Source organism: Marinomonas pollencensis (genome assembly GCF_003387375.1).
Taxonomy (GTDB): domain Bacteria; phylum Pseudomonadota; class Gammaproteobacteria; order Pseudomonadales; family Marinomonadaceae; genus Marinomonas; species Marinomonas pollencensis.
On record NZ_QUNG01000001.1, the window covers coordinates 334470 to 351880 of the forward strand.

A 17411-nucleotide genomic window follows, 5' to 3' on the forward strand; every position below is an offset into this window, starting at 1 on the left:
CTGTAGGTCACTAAAAACCCCTACCCAAATCAACTTTACTGAGGAGAAAAGTTGTATGCACACAATTAATATTACTGGACACCACTTAGACATCACCCCAGCAATCAAAGATCATATCACTGAAAAATTCAGCAAAGTCTCAAAACTGACCGATCAAATAACTACCATCAATATCATCTTATTAAAAGACAGCAAAAATCAAAAAGCCGAAGCCACTCTTCATCTTCCAGGCAAAGAAATTTTTGCGGCAGCCTCCTCGCAGGACAGGCTATTTCATGCTATTGATGCCATGGTAGACAAGTTAACTAGGCAAGTAGAAAAGCACAAAACCAAACAAAATACTGTTAGCCACAAGGCCGCAGTTGTTTCCTAGCCGTTATCGCTCGTTATTGCCAAACGGCAACCAAAACCTTTCCAAAAGCACCGAGCACAGCTCGGTGTTTTTGTATTAAGTTGTAACTATCTAAAACACATCTTGAGTTTTTGAACTAACAGCCTCATATTAAGTCATAAGGTAAACATAAACTTTAAGGAGTACCTCTCATGCGTTACACCGAAGCCCTTTCGACACACACGTCCAAATCGGCCAACAAAACGCTCCGCAACACCTACGGGTTGTTATCGCTAACATTGTTGTTCAGCGCCTTTACTGCGGGCATGAGCTTGGCCTTTAACTTACCTCACCCAGGACTCATCATTACCTTGGTGGGTTTTTATGGTTTGCTTTTCTTAACCCATAAATTTAAAAACAGCGCCCTCGGCATTCTGTTTGTCTTCGCGCTAACGGGCTTTATGGGGATCACATTAGGCCCTATTTTAAACGCCTATCTAAGCATGACAAATGGTGCTAGCTTGATCATGAGCGCATTAGCCATTACTGGCCTTTCTTTCTTAGGCTTGTCCGCTTACGCTCTTGTTTCTAAAAAAGACTTCAGCTTTCTAAACGGCTTTATTACCGTTGGTTTCTTTGTTTTATTGTTTGCTGTTATCGCAGGTATTTTCGTCCAAATGCCAGCCTTGCAAATATTTATCTCAGCGGGCTTTGCTCTCTTCTCAGCCGCTATTATTTTGCTGCAAACAAGCCAAATCATTAACGGTGGTGAAACCAACTACATAATGGCAACAGTGAATCTTTATGTTTCTCTGTACAACATGTTCTTGAGCGTTTTGTCTCTACTAGGCATGGCGAACGACGACTAAAAACAGTCAACTAGAAAGAATAAATCAAGGCCGCTGCATGCGGCCTTTTTTATTGGTAAACTCTGCACTTACTTGCAACAAGGTACAGGATTCGATGCAATACGCACTCTTAGTCACAGGCTCCCCTTATCAAACAAAGGCCTGCCATAGCGCCCTAAAGTTTCTAAAAGCCGCTCTTCTCAATCCACAACACACACCGATAGGAGTTTTCTTTTACGAAGAGGCTGTGCTGATTGGTAACGCACTAAGCCAACCACCAAGAGATGAATTTGACTTAAGAAAAGAGTGGGCGGAGCTCGCCAAAGCGCACCATATACCACTCTACTTATGCATCGCTGCCTCAGTGCGGCGCGGCATCGTTAACGAAACAGAAAGCAAGCGCTATGAGCTATCGCAACACAGCTTGGCAGAAGGCTTCCAACTTGAAGGTTTAGGCACTCTGGTTGAGCTCATGAACACCACCAGCAAACTGATACAGTTTAGGTAACCACTATGAACAACACCCTAATACACCTAAGCAGTTCACCCTTTTCCAGCCTTTCTTGTAAAGAGGGCTTAGACCTTGCTTTAGTGCTCGCAACCTTCGAGCAGCCGGTTGACCTATGCCTCTCTGGCGCAGCCATCGCCCTGCTTTACAGCGGTCAAAACCCTAATCAAACTGACGGCAAACATTTATATAAACTGCTGGATGGTCTCACGTTTTATGACATTGAAAATGTATACGTTGAAGCCAATAACGGGCTAATTCGAGAGTCAGATATTTGGCCAAACTATCAAGCGCTCGATACACCAAGCTGGCACGCTCTCTTTTCACAGTACCAACACGTTTTTCGGTTTTAATCATGCGACTACATCAAATAAATCAACTAATGTATCCCGTAGACATCGAGCAAACTTGGCATCACGCACTGCAAGTTGGCGACGCTTTACTATTACTAGAAGAAGCCATTCTGCGCTGCACTACTGAGCAACAGGCGATGCTCGCTTCATTAGTAGCAGAAAAATCGCTCTGCCTTTATTATTTACAAAGTGATGCGCTTGCCTACGGCGTCGACCCCGCCATAGGCACAGCACTTAACGATCAAGAGTGGGTCACATTAACCCTCTCTGCCGACGCAAACATAAGCTGGTAAACCAATGAATAACAGCATAGATAACATAGCTTTGGACGAGGAAGGCTACTTACTGAATCTAGCCGATTGGACAGCAGATCTCGCCTTATACCTTGCCGAAAAAGAATCCCTTGAATTAACAGAGCAACACTGGGAGATCATTTACTTACTGAGAGACTTCTACCAACAGTTTGAAGTCTCTCCAGCCATGCGCCCTCTGGTGAAAGCCGTATCCAAATCACTTGGCCCTGAAAAAGGTAAAAGCATTTACCTAATGAAACTGTTTCCTGGTAGCCCGCCAAAACTGGCTGCGAAAATCGCAGGGCTACCCAAACCCGCTAATTGCCTATAATTTAGCAAGCCATCGCTAACCCGCATAAAAAAAGCGCCTTGCTTAGAATAAACAAGGCGCTTTTTTATTAAGCATTGCAGCACTCGCCGAATAGGCAATTCGAAAGCCTAATACTTTCCATGCCACTCCAGCTTATTCTGTAACGTCACTACGTCACCAACAATCAATAAGGCTGGTGACTTCACTTCATTTTGCTTAGTAACGGCTAAAATGTCTCGAATCGTAGAGGTGAATACCCGTTGCTCAGAAGTGGTGCCTTTTTCCACCACAGCTACAGGCATTGAGGGCACCATCCCAAAACGAATAAGCGATTGACTGATTTCTTCTAGGCCCGTTAACCCCATATAAATAACCAAGGTTTGTGCTGGATGCACCAGCTCATCCCATGGCAAATCCGTGCTGCCATCTTTAAGATGGCCGGTTAAGAAGCGTACCGATTGTGCGTAATCCCGGTGCGTTAAAGGAATCCCTGCGTAAGCGGCGCAACCTGCCGCTGCGGTAATCCCTGGCACTACCTCAAATGGCACATGCTCTTGCACCAACTCTTCAAGCTCTTCTCCGCCGCGCCCAAAAATAAAAGGGTCACCGCCTTTTAAGCGCACCACCATTTTGCCTTCTTTAGCCTTAACAGCGAGCAAACTATTGATCTCTTCCTGAGGCAAGCTATGCATCGACTTTGCTTTGCCGACGTACATTTTCTCGGCCGTTTCAGGGATCAAGGCAATAATTTCTGCGCCCACCAAACGATCATAAAGCACCACATCGGCTGAGGTAATCAAGCGATGTGCTTTCATGGTCAATAGCTCTGGATCACCTGGCCCAGCACCTACTAAATACACTTTACCAGTCATAGAATATCTCGTTTTACAAAAAAAGCCTCCTAAGAGGCTTTTTTAAATAAAGGAAAGCTTATGCTTTTGCCAATACCGTTTTACCGCCCATGTAAGGCTGAAGTACGGCAGGAATGCTTACCGTCCCGTCTTCATTTTGGTAGTTCTCTAACACAGCTACCAGAGTACGACCTACCGCCAAACCAGAACCATTCAAGGTATGTGCCAACTCAGGACGGCCTGTTTCTGGGTTGCGCCAGCGCGCTTGCATACGACGCGCTTGGAAATCCCACATATTAGAACAAGAAGAGATCTCACGGTATTTGCCTTGGCCTGGCAACCACACCTCAATATCATAGGTTTTGTGTGCAGAGAAACCTAAATCGCCACCACATAGAATCACGGTACGGTACGGTAATTCTAACTTCTGCAAGATAGTCTCCGCGTGGCCTACTAGCTCTTCCAATACCGCTTCAGAGCGATCTGGACGGCACACATGCACCAGCTCTACTTTTTCAAACTGATGTTGGCGAATCATGCCGCGAGTGTCACGACCATAGCTTCCTGCTTCACTACGGAAACAAGGTGTATGAGCAACGAATTTTCTGTGCAACTCGGCGTCGTTTAAAATGTCATTGCGCACTAAATTGGTTACCGGAACTTCGGCCGTTGGAATAAGGTATAAGTCATTATTACCGCTTTCTTTATCCACCGGCACCTTAAACAAATCTTCTTCAAATTTAGGCAATTGACCTGTGCCTTTCAAAGACGTTGAGTTGACCAAATAAGGCACATAAACTTCAGAATAGCCATGCTCATCCGCATGGGTATTAATCATAAACTGTGTCAAAGCACGGTGCAGACGCGCCAAATCACTGCGCATAACGGCAAAGCGTGAACCAGTAATTTTCACTGCCGCTTCAAAATCAAGCATTTCCAATGCTTCACCAAGGTCGACGTGATCTTTCGCTTCAAAAGCAAACTCTTTTGGCTGCCCCCAGCGACGTACTTCGATATTATCATCTTCGGTTTTTCCTTCTGGTACAGAAGGGTGGGGAATATTCGGAATGCCTTCCAATAAACCGTCAAACTCTTCTTGAACTTGAGTCAGCTGTGATTTTGCCGCTTCAAGGTCATCACCTAAGGTCGCCGTTTGCGCTTTTAACTCTGCCGCTTTTTCCTTGTCTCCTGACTTCATCGCTTGACCGATTTGTTTAGAAACTGCGTTGCGGGATTGTTGTAGTTGCTCTGTTTCCACCTGAATCGCTTTACGACGCTCTTCTAAGGAAGAAAAACGAGCAACATCTAATTCGTAGCCTTTTTTCTTAAGCTGTGCCGCAATGGCTTCTGGATCAGCGCGAAGCGCTTTAATATCTAACATCGGTGCAACAAAGTCCTCTAACAAAATAATCAATATAAGAAAGCACAAAAAAACGTGCTAATAGCAATCTAGATAAAATATCTTTATAACAGCCTAAACGAAACGCGCTAAGGCTATTCCAGCCGCCACACCGGCAATACCTAATCCACAACTCAATAATAAATAGCTTGCCGCACTTAGCCAAGCCTGCATATTGATAAGTGAGATAATTTCCAAAGAAAAGGTAGAAAAAGTAGTAAAAGCCCCTAGCAAGCCGACCATTATCAACGGACGATAAGGTTCTAGACTCGGTATTCTCTCACTAATCACGACAAAAGCCACGCCCATTAAAAAGCAACCCAACACATTGATTAACATAGTGGCCAATGGGAAGTGATGGTGCCAGTAACTGTTTATCAAACGCGTCGCCCCGTAGCGCCCCAAGGCACCTGTTGCGCCCCCCAAAGCAATCATAAAGTAAAACATTATTAACTCTCTTTATTGTGTCTTTGAATAACGTCGAATCAAACTGTGGCTGTCCAATTCAGACAACCAAGCCAGTTTATCTGCTATCTTTTTTTCTAAGCCGCGTTCGGTTGGGTGGTAATAACGAACATGCGCGATTGATTCAGGAAGGTAATTTTCTCCCGCTGCGTAGGCGTTTTCTTCATTGTGGGCGTAACGATATTCCTCCCCATGCCCCATACTTTTAGCCAGTGCAGTGGGCGCGTTTCGCAAATGATCAGGCACTTCATAACTCGGCTGGGAGGCCACATCTGTCATCGCTTGATTAAAGGCCGTATAAACCGCATTGCTTTTTGGAGCACACGCCATGTATACAGCGGCTTGGGCAATAGCACGATTGCCCTCTCCAGGCCCTACACGCTCAAACACATCCCATGCATTTAAACCAATTTGCAGCGCCCTTGGATCGGCATTGCCAATGTCTTCTGAGGCAATAGCCAATAATCGACGCGCAATATATAAAGGGTCACAGCCACCATCCAGCATCCGCGCCATCCAATACAAGGCACCATCAGGAGAAGAGCCACGAACCGACTTATGAAAAGCGGAAATTTGGTCATAAAAAACATCACCTCCGCGGTCATAACGACGTACACTGCCACCTAACACATCCTCTAAATGCGCGTGAGATACCGCCGTACCGGGCTCAACCAAGTCTGATAAAATCTCGAGAAAATTCAATCCTCGACGAATATCACCATCCGCCGCTTGTGCCAAGATAGCCAAATCGTTATCGCTCAACACTAACTCAGCACTCGCAAGACCTTTTTCATGATCTGCTAAAGCTCGCTGTAGGACTTGTTTGATGTCTTCGCTTGTCGGTGTTTTCAGACGATAAACTCGCGCTCTCGACAATAAGGCTGAATTCAACTCAAATGCAGGGTTCTCGGTAGTTGCACCAATAAACAAAAAGGTACCGTCTTCAATATAGGGCAAGAAAGCATCTTGCTGAGACTTATTAAAGCGGTGCACCTCATCAACAAACAATACTGTTTGGCCGCCTTTCATCATGCGCAGCTGCTGGGCTTGCTCGACCGCTGAGCGAATCTCTTTCACCCCAGACATCACCGCTGAGATTTCAATAAACTGAGCATCCAGGGCATGGGATAACAGCTGTGCAAAGGTGGTTTTACCGACGCCTGGCGGTCCCCATAAGATAAACGAGTGGCAATGACCCGTTTCCACCATTCTGCGCAGCGGGCGGCCTTCACCCACTAAATGTGACTGACCTATGTATTCGGATAAATTAGCTGGACGCATTCGAGCAGCAAGAGGCTGGTATCCGGTGGATTGCTGATCAGCGAATAAATCGTCCATTATTGACCTTCTGTGATGACATCCACATCACTAGGCACTGCCATGGAAAAATTGGCACTCGCCACGCCCTTATGTTGCTCTACCTTTTTAAACTCAATCACTGTGGTTTGCCCTAAACCGTCCAGAATGCTCATAGCGCTGATCTTAGAGCCTTTAAATGCCAAAGTAAGGGTCTTAAACATTGCCTCCGTGTCTTTTGGCTCTAGACGGTATTTAAGATCACCTAGTGTAGAGACTTGATAATTTGGCAAAACACTGGCGGCTGGCTGGCCTAATAACGCCGCTGGAGAATTACTGGCTTTTGACAAAGGCTTTTTAGTCGCTTGCTGTAAATCGACATCCCATACCAATACAGATTTACCGTCTGAGATAATTCTTTGGGCATAAGGTGACACACTGTCCCAGACAAACTTATTCGGCTTAGACAGCAAGAAAACACCATTGCTGACTTGTACTTTGTTGCCCTTTTCGTCATAAGTGACCTGACGAAATTCCCCTTCGAGATTACGATTTTGATCCAGTAACTGAGTTAGTTGGGTTGCAGCATTACTCGCCGCATTTGCCACACCAGTGAACAATACCAACAACACCAACATCATTTTATACATCAAACTTATTCTCCTAGACCCCGACGTCTGCCACGGCATTATTCAGGAATTAATACTTCACGCTGGCCATTTGTTCCCATAGGACCAACTAAACCAGCGGCCTCCATTGCTTCCACTAAATTGGCTGCACGGTTATAACCTATTTTTAAACGGCGCTGGATCGATGATATGGAAGCTTTACGCGTTTCAATAACAATTTTGACGGCATCATCATACAAGGCGTCTTTGTCTTCACTGTCTTCTCCCGACATTAGATCTTCGGGATTCGTCACAACGTCATTGATATACTCAGGCTCGCCTCGCTGTTTCCACTCTTCAACCACCGCATGAACTTCTTCGTCTGACACAAACGCGCCATGCACTCGAATCGGAGTCGGCAAACCGGCTGGTAAATACAGCATGTCACCCATGCCTAACAACTGGTCTGCTCCACCCTGATCCAAAATAGTTCGCGAGTCTATTTTCGAAGACACTTGGAACGCCATTCGCGTTGGTATATTGGCTTTGATCAGACCGGTAATCACATCCACAGAAGGCCTCTGGGTTGCCAGAATCAAATGAATGCCTGCAGCTCGAGCCTTTTGTGCAATACGAGCGATCAACTCTTCCACCTTTTTACCAACGATCATCATCATATCTGCAAATTCGTCAACAATGATGACAATATAAGGTAAAGGTTCTAAATGCGGCACTGTGCGCGCCACACCATCTTCGGAAAACATCGCCATCTCAGGCTGCCATAACGGATCTTCGATAGGCTTACCTGCCTCAATTGCTTCTCGCACTTTTTTGTTATAACCCGCAATGTTTCGCACCCCTAACTTGGACATCAGTTTATAACGACGCTCCATTTCATCCACCGACCAACGCAACCCATTCGCGGCGTCTTTCATATCGGTTATCACCGGAGTAAGCAAATGGGGAATGCCTTCATAAATAGACAATTCAAGCATTTTAGGGTCGACCATGATCATGCGCACTTCGTCTGGGGTGGCTTTTAGCAACATACTCAGAATCATGGCATTCACCCCCACCGATTTACCAGAACCTGTGGTACCGGCGACGAGCACATGGGGCATTTTGGCTAGATCAACCACAACGGGTTCACCAGAAATATCGTGACCTAAGGACAATGTCAGCGACGAGGTGGCATTGTCGTACATGTCACAATTAATCACTTCCGAGAAATAAACGGTATCGCGCACCTGATTGGGAATTTCAATACCAATCGTTGATTTACCAGCGATCACCTCAACCACACGTACGCTCATGACACTTAATGAACGCGCCAAATCTTTCGCCAGATTCGTAATTCTGGACACTTTGACGCCAGGCGCCGGTTGAATTTCAAAACGCGTAATAACCGGACCTGGGTTAACCTCTACTACTTCCGCCTTCACTCCAAAATCTTGTAATCGCCGTTCTAGCAATTCAGATAAAGCCAACAACTCATCTTCGGTATATCCACCTTGTTTTGGTTTTGGCTGGGTCAGCACAGACCGATCTGGCAATAAATACGTAGGCTCAGAACGCACCTCATCATCTGAGCTCCCAGCAGGGCCGCCTAAGGTGTCAAGTTGCTTGGCCTCCGACAAAGTACGAAACGCAGGCTTATGACTTGGGATAGTCTCGGCTTTTTTGGCCACTGGCGCAGGCGTCTCTGGAGCGACAGATAACAGCGGATCATACTCTTCTTCTACTGACTTCTTCGCGTCACTTTGGGGAGCGGCCGATGCTGCCGACGCAGAAGACTCAGCTTGACTTGGCACTGCCTCATCTATGTATAAAGTATCGCCAAAAGACATTTCGACGTCTTCAATCGCAATATCCTCCAAACCAGAGAAGCTAGGGTCTTCATGGGGTGTTTCTGTGACCGCTTCTAGCTCAGTGGGTGCGGCCTTGCTGTTTTTAGACAACAATCCAAACAAAGCAAATGGCTTCTTGGCCGGTTTTTCATCTTCTTCTGGCTGCTCCGGCTCAATTACTGCTTCCTTCTCTACCACAGGATCTTGACGATTTTTACGACGTTTGCGGACGATCGCTGGCTCTTCAGGCGCTTCTTCAGCTGGCTGCTCAGTGACGACGTCAGCTTGATCACGCTGTTGCGCTTTTTTGGCTTGCCATTTTTCTCTGATCCGCATGATAAAATCGAAGGTTTTTTCACCCAATTTGTCAATCAAAGCCAACCAATGGATTTGAGACAAGAGCGTAAAAGCTAAAATAACAAATGCCAAACCAACCAGAGTTGCACCATCGTAACCGATAAATCGATTTAAAAGGTTACCAAGGCCATGCCCTAAAATACCACCAGCACCATACTGCAAGGACGCCGAGCCCACCGTATGGAGGTAGCAAAGTACAGACCCGAATGAAAGGTATAAAATCCCTCCCACGGTACACAATAAGGTGTTGTTTAAAGGCAACAGTTTGTGTGGATTACGCCATAGAATAACGGCCACCCATAAAAAGAGAGGCGGCAATGAATAAAACAATGAACCAAAGAAGCCAGAGAACAAATCAGCTATAACGGCACCAATAGGCCCCATCGAATTATGAATCGAACCATCACGACCAGAATAAAACCAACCTGGGTCATCAGGACTATAAGAATAGATCGCCAAAGCAAAGAAAAACAAAAAAAGCAGAGCTGCAATAAACGCGGCCTGTTTGGCAAACATATCCCATATTGGTGATCGTCCAGACTCACTCATTTCTTCCGCCAAAACACGTCCATCCTATTCATACTAAAGCTAACAGCAACACACCCAAAATTGAGCGACAAGTACGCATAGCTTACCACAAAAACCCCTAGCCTAAATATTGCCTCGACGCTTTTACACAGATAATAAGCTTTGCCCAGACAGAACTGACACCAACAGAAAAAATTCAACCAAATCAGCCCCATAAACCTAAGACAACCATCTGGCTGAGCGCAACTTTCGCACAAATGCATAATACGAATAACCATTAACGGATCATACACAACTGGCAGGCAATGGGTCAGTCATTCATTTTTGCCTTCCGCAAGAGAGAGCCTCTAAGCCATTGCGACAGATAAAAACATCCTGACCGACTGTGCGACCTCAGCATAACAACCAGCACTGACTGTTTAGTAAAAGAATCAGAGCAATGATGGTTTTATTGTCATTTTAATTCACGCTAAAATGCGCCCTACCCTATCGCCACTTTTTCCTTCTTAAGGCTCATATTTCCATGCCAGAACAAGACAACACTGACAAAGAGCTCATTTTATTGACCGAACGCATCGATGAGACCCCTGACCCAAGCAAAGCATTGGATGACCCAGAAGGCCTATCTGCAGTTGGCGGCGACCTGTCTCCAGAACGTCTTATTCACCTTTATAGCAAAGGATTTTTCCCTTGGTATAGCGACCCAGACCCTATCTTATGGTGGCACCCAAAAGAACGATGCGTTTTACAACCTCAACATTTTCACGAATCTCGCTCACTGCGAAAAGCGAGCAAAAAAGAAAACTGGTCATTTACCCTCAATCAAGAATTTCAATCGGTTATGAGCCATTGCGCCGCCTTACGCGAAAAAGAAGGAACTTGGATTTCTGATGACATCAAGCAGGCTTACCAAAGCTTGCACGCTCTAGGATATGCACACTCCATTGAAGCAAGAATTGACGGTGAACTTGTCGGCGGCTTTTATGGGGTTGCCATGGGCAAGGTGTTTTTTGGCGAATCCATGTTTTCGTTGTGCCCTAATGCCTCAAAACTGGCATTGAACCAGTTTTGTAAATTCGCTCAAGAGTATGAGATAGAGCTGATTGACTGCCAAGTTGAATCCGATCATTTATTGTCACTAGGTGCGCAATTAATGCCGAGAGACGACTTTTCTGCCGCTCTTGCTCGGCTCATCACAACCCCTAATAAAAACCAATTTCTCACCAATTTAGAGGCATTCGGCTAAAAAAAGGACGATTGTTTAAAATAAGCGCAACGCATTGCCCTTCTGGGTTTGCCTTACGTCGTCTTTTTAGGCAAAATATGCCTCGATCAAAATTCAGACGTCGCTAAACAACGCAAGTCCATTTTTTAGCGATCAATCGGCCGAAGTAGAGACCACTCCTCTCCTTGTCTGCAGACCGTCAAATAGGCATGGTCGGCGTCTACTAATTTAAAAGTTAACACCATAGGACACATATTGTGGCAAAAGAAGACAGCTTAGAAATGGAAGGCACTATCATTGATACGTTGCCAAACACCATGTTCCGTGTCGAACTAGAAAACGGACACGTTGTAACCGCACACATCTCTGGAAAAATGCGCAAAAACTACATCCGCATCTTGACTGGCGATAAAGTGAAAGTAGAACTAACACCTTACGACCTAAGTAAAGGCCGTATCGTTTACCGTTCTCGCTAAGTTATTCGCCCTTCTTTGAGGGCTGAGTACCAGCATAAAAAAACCGGACACTTGTCCGGTTTTTTTATATCTATGCAAAAGTCAAAAATGAAGTTTCATTTTAATACGGGCAAACACACTGCCGCCAAATTAATGGACGACAGCTTCTTTTACCACATCAAATTTCAATTCATCTAATTTTTCATCCAGCGTCACTTTTACATGACCACCTTCGTTTAAATCACCAAACAGAATTTGGTCTGCTAATGGCTTCTTCAAATGCTCCTGTATTACCCGCGCCATTGGGCGAGCCCCCATTTGACGATCATAGCCTTTATTCGCTAACCAGCCTCTCGCTGTATCAGACACTTCTAACAAGACCCCTTTTGGATCTAACTGAGCCTGCAACTCCACCAAAAACTTGTCCACCACATTAAAGATAATGCGCTCATCAAGTTGCTGGAACTGAATCACTGCATCCAGTCGGTTCCTAAATTCTGGAGTGAAAGTGCGATTAATCACTTCCATACCATCGGTTGAATTGTCTTGACTAGAAAAACCAATCGAACGACGAGCCAACTCTTCTGCTCCGGCATTAGACGTCATAATCAGAATCACATTGCGAAAATCCGCTTTGCGACCATTATTGTCCGTCAAGGTACCATGATCCATTACCTGCAGAAGCAAATTAAAGACTTCTGGATGGGCCTTCTCAATTTCGTCCAATAACACCACACTGTGTGGATTTTTGGTTACCGCTTCCGTTAACAAGCCACCTTGATCGAAACCAACATAACCCGGTGGTGCACCAATCAGACGCGATACGGCATGACGCTCCATATACTCAGACATATCAAAACGAATCAATTCCAAGCCCAGCTGTTTAGCAAGCTGCTTAGTCACTTCCGTTTTACCAACCCCTGTTGGCCCAGCCATCAAGAAAGAACCTATCGGCTTCTGCTCTGCTTTTAACCCAGCTCTTGATAATTTAATAGCAGATGACAAAGAATCAATCGCTTTATCTTGCCCGAACACCACCATTTTAAGGTTGCGCTCTAGATTTGACAGCACCTGACGATCATCGGAATTCACTGCTCTCACTGGAACCCGAGCAATCTTAGAGACTATGTCTTCAATGTCCGCAACTGTGATCACCTCTTTACGCTGATCTTCTGGCTGCAAACGCTGGAATGCCCCAGCCTCATCCACCACATCAATGGCTTTATCAGGCATATGACGATCGGTCACATAACGTTGCGCTAACTCAGCGGCCGCCAATAACGCCGGCTCTTCGTATTTAATCTTATGATGCTCTTCAAAAGCACCAATAATGCCTTTTAAGATCTGATAAGTATCATCAACACTTGGTTCGTTAACATCGATTTTTTGGAAACGACGGGCCAAGGCATGGTCTTTTTCAAACACACCACGAAATTCTTGAAAAGTAGTCGAGCCGATACAACGCAACCCACCAGAACTCAGCACAGGCTTGAGCAAATTAGAAGCATCCATCACCCCACCTGAAGCCGCGCCGGCGCCAATAATGGTGTGAATTTCATCAATAAACAAAATCGCATTCGGTTGCTTTTTAATCTCACCCAACAAGTGCTTTAAGCGTTTTTCAAAATCACCACGGTATTTAGTACCGGCTAATAAAGCACCTAAATCAAGAGAGTAAACTACCCCATCAGCAATCACATCGGGCACTTGACCATCAACAATGCGTTTAGCCAAGCCTTCAGCAATGGCGGTTTTACCTACGCCAGATTCACCGACTAACAATGGGTTGTTTTTGCGACGACGAGACAGCGTTTGAATAACACGCTCTACCTCGTATTCACGACCTATCAGCTTATCAATTTTGCCCGCTTTAGCTTCTTCGTTAAGGTTGGTTGCGTACTTTTGTAGTGGTGCAGCTGAACTGTCTTCAGCTTCCTCTTCTTCTTGATCAGCACCTTGGGAAGAAGCATCCCCCAGCTTTGAAATGCCATGAGCAACATAATTGACCACATCAATACGAGCAACACCGTGACGTTTTAATAAATAAACGGCCTGGCTTTCTTGCTCACTAAAAATGGCAACCAACACATTGGCACCCGTTACTTCACGTTTACCTGATGATTGCACATGAAAGACAGCACGCTGCAACACGCGCTGAAAGCCCAACGTTGGCTGAACCTCACGTTCAGTATCATCTTCAGGGATCAGTGGTGTCGTACTGTTGACGAACTCTTCGAGCTCTTTACTCAATGTATCAAGGCTGACACCACAAGCCGTCAAGACACTTGATGCTGCACCATTGTCAAGCAATGCCAACAACAAGTGTTCAACTGTCATAAATTCATGGCGTTTGTCACGCGCCGCTTTAAAGGCATTGTTCAGGGTTTGTTCAAGTTCTTTATCTAACATTGCTATTCCCTCACTCTGAATCAGTCGACTTTCTCTAAGTCACACATTAAGGGGTGCTCATTCTGTTCTACGAACTGTTGTACCATTGCTACTTTCGTTTCGGCAATATCAAAAGGGTATATACCACAAACGCCTTTCCCTTTTTGATGCACTTCGAGCATTACCTGATTGGCCTTCTCTCCATCCATTGAAAAAAAACGTTGAAGAACAAATACGACAAAATCCATTGGCGTAAAATCATCATTAAATAACACCACCTGATACATGGATGGCGGCTTTAACTCTGTTTCTTCAGGAGCAAGGGCGATATTAGAATTCCCCGCTTCATCTTCTTCTGATATTAGTCTAATTTGTTGATTTACAATCATCCTATGCCTCTGAGGCTACACTTTTCCACAAAATTCACCAAATTTGGTTCATTTAAGTTAAAAAATACACATATCACCACTTAAATTTTACAAATAACAAAACGACTTCTACGCTCAATAATAGTGGATCAAATACGCAATCAATGTTGATAGATTAGATTCTAACACTGAATGCTTGAGAACACTTTGAACCTATTTAGCAACCTCGTTCATATAGATGTTTTAACTACGTTGCAACAAAACTCAAAGCTCAGTCAAGGCTTATGAGGCAAGGCAACTATTTATTAATTATTAACGACACTTGAGAGTGGATAAGGAGTGACTCATGCATAGTGGATCAGTGAAGTGGTTCAATAACGCAAAAGGCTATGGCTTTATCGTTAGTGAAGAGTTCGATGAAGATTTATTCATTCATTACTCTGCGATTAACGTAGAAGGCTACAAAACATTGAAAGCGGGACAATCCGTCACCTTTCAAGTTGAGCCGGGTAAACGTGGTCTACACGCCATCGATATTACCCCTGTGGCACCACCAGACAGCAACATAGAAAGCAAAGATTCTACAGTGTCAGCGCAACACGCTTAGCTTGTACTGAAGCATCGCTATCAGCCACTGATTTTGCTATCTTACACCTCTATTGAGTAGTAAGGGCTTTCTCTCGCCTATCGATTCAGTGCTTAACAATGTGATTTTCATTATTTAGATTTAGCGATTCATGCCCTCAAATTTGATTTTATTTAACAAACCATTTCGAGTATTAAGCCAATTCTCCACCGATGACGACAAAAGCACGCTGGCAGATTTTATTGATCTACCTGACTTTTATGCCGCCGGCCGACTGGACTACGACTCTGAAGGACTGATGCTACTGACCAATCAGGGAGCCATTCAACACATTGTCGCTTCACCAGACTTTAAGTGGCCAAAAACCTACTGGGTACAGGTCGAGGGCGAAATCACCGACAGCGCACTGCAGCAATTAAAGCAAGGCGTCAGTTTAAAGGACGGTTTAACCAAACCAGCTCAAGCTGCCATCATAGCAACGCCAGATGTTTGGCCAAGAACACCCCCTGTACGTCATCGTGAAGCCATTCCCACCAGCTGGATTAGCCTACAAATTAGAGAAGGAAAAAATCGCCAAGTGCGCCGCATGACAGCAGCAGTTGGCTTTCCAACCTTACGCTTAATCCGTTATGCCATCGGGCCTTACACACTGGACAACATGCCGTCAGGCCAATGGGTTCATGTCGAACCAAGCAAAGAATTACTGACTGAGGTATCACGCTTTGAACAACAAAGAAAGAGGAAGACTACCACACCTGACCGTCGCCGCTTTGGTCAAAAAAGATCAACAGTATCTCATGGTGAAGGAGTGGCAAGACGGCACTCTCGTTCTCAATCAACCAGCCGGTCACGTGGAAAATAACGAAAGTATTCTTGAGGCAGTCATCCGTGAAACAAAAGAAGAAGCCGGCTGGCTAGTTACGCCTATTGGACTGCTCGGCATCTACGCCCTTACCCCCTTTGTAGGCGCTGACACCTACCATAGAATCTGCGTACTCTGTGAGCCTGTGGCACCCACGAACACAGCCTTAGACCCAGATATCGTGTCTTCTCATTGGCTCACCTTTGAAGAAATCATGGCGCAGCCTCATCGCAGCCCGTTAATTAAAACCTGCCTTGAAGATTCATTAAATAACCCCATTATCTCCTTATCTTTGCTATCAAATCAGCATTTGTCCGCTGTGCCCTGATAAGAAAAATACAGTACAATAGCGCCATCCTTTTCATTGAGGCTACGCCTCTTCACAATAGAGTAAAAATAGGTCATGACAGAACAACTAACTCCCTTAGACTCATCCGCTAACCACGATAAAAAAGTCATCGTAGGTATGTCTGGCGGTGTAGATTCCTCCGTATCAGCGCTTATTCTGATGCAACAGGGGTACCAAGTTGAAGGCCTGTTCATGAAAAACTGGGATGAAGATGATGGTACCGAGTATTGCACGGCAAAGGACGACCTGGCTGACGCTCAAGCCGTCTCTGACAAACTCGGCATTAAGCTCCATACCGCCAACTTCGCAGCCGAATATTGGGACAATGTATTCGAACACTTTCTAGCGGAATACAAAGCGGGTCGAACGCCGAACCCAGACATCTTATGCAACAAAGAAATCAAGTTTAAAGCTTTCCTTGAATACGCCTTAGAACTGGGTGCAGATTACATTGCTACTGGACATTATGTACGTCGTGGCGAACGCGATGGCGAGCCGGCACTCTTAAAAGGCCTAGACGCTAACAAGGACCAAAGTTACTTCCTGCATGCGGTAGGTAAAGACGAAATTGCCAAAACATTATTCCCTGTTGGGGAATTAGAAAAACCAGAGGTTCGTCGTCTGGCGGAAGAGTTTGGTTTAATCACCCACAATAAAAAAGACAGTACTGGCATCTGCTTTATTGGTGAGCGACGTTTTAAAGATTTCTTAGAACAATATTTACCGGCTCAACCAGGCGACATAGAAACCCTAAGTGGTGACAAAATTGGCCGTCACTTTGGCCTTATGTACCACACAATTGGTCAACGCCAAGGTTTAGGCATTGGTGGCTTATCCAACTACCCTGACGAGCCCTGGTACGTGGTTGAGAAAGACCTAGACAGAAATGTTTTGCTCGTCACTCAAGGTGGGCAACACGAGTCTCTGTTTAAAACCCATTTAATCGCGGACAATTTTGACTGGGTCGCTCGCAGCAAGCCAAACTTCCCGCTTACCTGTAAAGCAAAATGCCGCTATCGCCAAGCGGACCAAGATTGCACCATTAGCGAGCTAGCAGACGGGCGTGTTGAAGTTGCCTTTGTCGAACCACAACGCGCCATCACACCTGGGCAATCCGTCGTTTTTTATGTCGACGATTTATGCCTAGGTGGTGGCATCATCAATGTCGCGTTTAACAAATAAAC

20 protein-coding genes are annotated in these 17411 nt (G+C 45.2%); 12 read left to right on the top strand and 8 right to left on the bottom strand.

Annotation, left to right across the window (positions count from 1 at the left end):
- Positions 1 to 55 precede the first annotated feature (55 nt).
- From hpf to DFP81_RS01550, 6 genes are all read left to right on the top strand, one after another.
- A complete protein-coding gene (gene hpf / locus DFP81_RS01525; protein ID WP_115895990.1) occupies positions 56 to 373 on the top strand; it encodes a ribosome hibernation-promoting factor, HPF/YfiA family in 318 nt (105 codons plus the stop codon).
- 170 nt (positions 374 to 543) lie between these two features.
- Positions 544 to 1200, top strand: coding sequence for a Bax inhibitor-1/YccA family protein (locus DFP81_RS01530; protein WP_115895991.1), 657 nt, complete (start codon positions 544 to 546; stop codon positions 1198 to 1200).
- A 94-nt stretch (positions 1201 to 1294) separates the two neighbouring features.
- The gene (tusD, locus tag DFP81_RS01535) at positions 1295 to 1687 is read left to right on the top strand and encodes a sulfurtransferase complex subunit TusD (protein ID WP_115895992.1); all 393 of its coding nucleotides are present in this window, start codon (positions 1295 to 1297) and stop codon (positions 1685 to 1687) included.
- Between the two features lie 5 nt (positions 1688 to 1692).
- On the top strand, positions 1693 to 2040 hold the full coding sequence (locus DFP81_RS01540; protein WP_115895993.1) for a DsrE family protein: 348 nt from the start codon (positions 1693 to 1695) through the stop codon (positions 2038 to 2040).
- A 2-nt stretch (positions 2041 to 2042) separates the two neighbouring features.
- Positions 2043 to 2333: a DsrH/TusB family sulfur metabolism protein gene (locus DFP81_RS01545; protein WP_115895994.1), complete on the top strand. Its 291-nt coding sequence runs from the start codon at positions 2043 to 2045 to the stop codon at positions 2331 to 2333.
- Positions 2334 to 2337: 4 nt separating this feature from the next.
- On the top strand, positions 2338 to 2664 hold the full coding sequence (locus tag DFP81_RS01550) for a TusE/DsrC/DsvC family sulfur relay protein (RefSeq protein ID WP_115895995.1): 327 nt from the start codon (positions 2338 to 2340) through the stop codon (positions 2662 to 2664).
- A 107-nt stretch (positions 2665 to 2771) separates the two neighbouring features.
- On the opposite strand, the gene cobA is transcribed toward DFP81_RS01550, so the two are convergent.
- From cobA to DFP81_RS01580, 6 genes are all read right to left on the bottom strand, one after another.
- Positions 2772 to 3515: a uroporphyrinogen-III C-methyltransferase gene (gene cobA, locus DFP81_RS01555; protein ID WP_115895996.1), complete on the bottom strand. Its 744-nt coding sequence runs from the start codon at positions 3513 to 3515 to the stop codon at positions 2772 to 2774.
- 58 nt (positions 3516 to 3573) lie between these two features.
- Positions 3574 to 4875, bottom strand: coding sequence for a serine--tRNA ligase (gene serS / locus DFP81_RS01560; RefSeq protein WP_115895997.1), 1302 nt, complete (start codon positions 4873 to 4875; stop codon positions 3574 to 3576).
- 93 nt (positions 4876 to 4968) lie between these two features.
- Complete coding sequence (crcB, locus tag DFP81_RS01565) at positions 4969 to 5340, bottom strand: fluoride efflux transporter CrcB (protein ID WP_115895998.1); 372 nt, start codon at positions 5338 to 5340, stop codon at positions 4969 to 4971.
- 12 nt (positions 5341 to 5352) lie between these two features.
- Positions 5353 to 6696, bottom strand: coding sequence for a replication-associated recombination protein A (locus tag DFP81_RS01570; protein WP_115895999.1), 1344 nt, complete (start codon positions 6694 to 6696; stop codon positions 5353 to 5355).
- The gene (lolA, locus tag DFP81_RS01575) at positions 6696 to 7304 is read right to left on the bottom strand and encodes an outer membrane lipoprotein periplasmic chaperone LolA (RefSeq protein WP_115896000.1); all 609 of its coding nucleotides are present in this window, start codon (positions 7302 to 7304) and stop codon (positions 6696 to 6698) included. Before lolA ends, DFP81_RS01570 begins: the two co-directional genes overlap by 1 nt.
- A gap of 38 nt (positions 7305 to 7342) precedes the next feature.
- Entirely contained in the window at positions 7343 to 10015 is a 2673-nt protein-coding gene (locus tag DFP81_RS01580; protein WP_115896001.1) for a DNA translocase FtsK, read from the bottom strand.
- Between the two features lie 502 nt (positions 10016 to 10517).
- On the opposite strand from DFP81_RS01580, the gene aat reads away from it, so the two are divergent.
- Both aat and infA read left to right on the top strand, forming a co-directional pair.
- Entirely contained in the window at positions 10518 to 11240 is a 723-nt protein-coding gene (aat, locus tag DFP81_RS01585) for a leucyl/phenylalanyl-tRNA--protein transferase (protein WP_115896002.1), read from the top strand.
- 236 nt (positions 11241 to 11476) lie between these two features.
- Positions 11477 to 11695: a translation initiation factor IF-1 gene (gene infA / locus DFP81_RS01590; RefSeq protein ID WP_115896003.1), complete on the top strand. Its 219-nt coding sequence runs from the start codon at positions 11477 to 11479 to the stop codon at positions 11693 to 11695.
- A 129-nt stretch (positions 11696 to 11824) separates the two neighbouring features.
- Here the strand turns inward: infA and clpA are convergent, their stop codons facing one another.
- Positions 11825 to 14083 carry an ATP-dependent Clp protease ATP-binding subunit ClpA gene (gene clpA, locus DFP81_RS01595; RefSeq protein ID WP_115896004.1) on the bottom strand — a complete coding sequence of 753 codons (2259 nt, stop codon included), beginning with the start codon at positions 14081 to 14083 and terminating at the stop codon, positions 11825 to 11827.
- A gap of 20 nt (positions 14084 to 14103) precedes the next feature.
- Positions 14104 to 14451: an ATP-dependent Clp protease adapter ClpS gene (gene clpS / locus DFP81_RS01600; protein WP_220342773.1), complete on the bottom strand. Its 348-nt coding sequence runs from the start codon at positions 14449 to 14451 to the stop codon at positions 14104 to 14106.
- A gap of 325 nt (positions 14452 to 14776) precedes the next feature.
- Between clpS and DFP81_RS01605 the strand changes: the two genes are divergently transcribed.
- The 4 genes from DFP81_RS01605 (at position 14777) to mnmA (ending at position 17409) form a co-directional block, all read left to right on the top strand.
- The gene (locus DFP81_RS01605; RefSeq protein ID WP_115896005.1) at positions 14777 to 15037 is read left to right on the top strand and encodes a cold shock domain-containing protein; all 261 of its coding nucleotides are present in this window, start codon (positions 14777 to 14779) and stop codon (positions 15035 to 15037) included.
- A gap of 130 nt (positions 15038 to 15167) precedes the next feature.
- The gene (locus DFP81_RS01610) at positions 15168 to 15878 is read left to right on the top strand and encodes a pseudouridine synthase (protein ID WP_115896006.1); all 711 of its coding nucleotides are present in this window, start codon (positions 15168 to 15170) and stop codon (positions 15876 to 15878) included.
- Positions 15814 to 16206: an NUDIX domain-containing protein gene (locus DFP81_RS01615; protein ID WP_115896007.1), complete on the top strand. Its 393-nt coding sequence runs from the start codon at positions 15814 to 15816 to the stop codon at positions 16204 to 16206. Before DFP81_RS01610 ends, DFP81_RS01615 begins: the two co-directional genes overlap by 65 nt.
- A gap of 75 nt (positions 16207 to 16281) precedes the next feature.
- Positions 16282 to 17409 (top strand): tRNA 2-thiouridine(34) synthase MnmA, encoded by a 1128-nt coding sequence (mnmA, locus tag DFP81_RS01620; RefSeq protein WP_115896008.1) that lies wholly within the window; start codon positions 16282 to 16284, stop codon positions 17407 to 17409.
- Positions 17410 to 17411 lie beyond the last annotated feature (2 nt).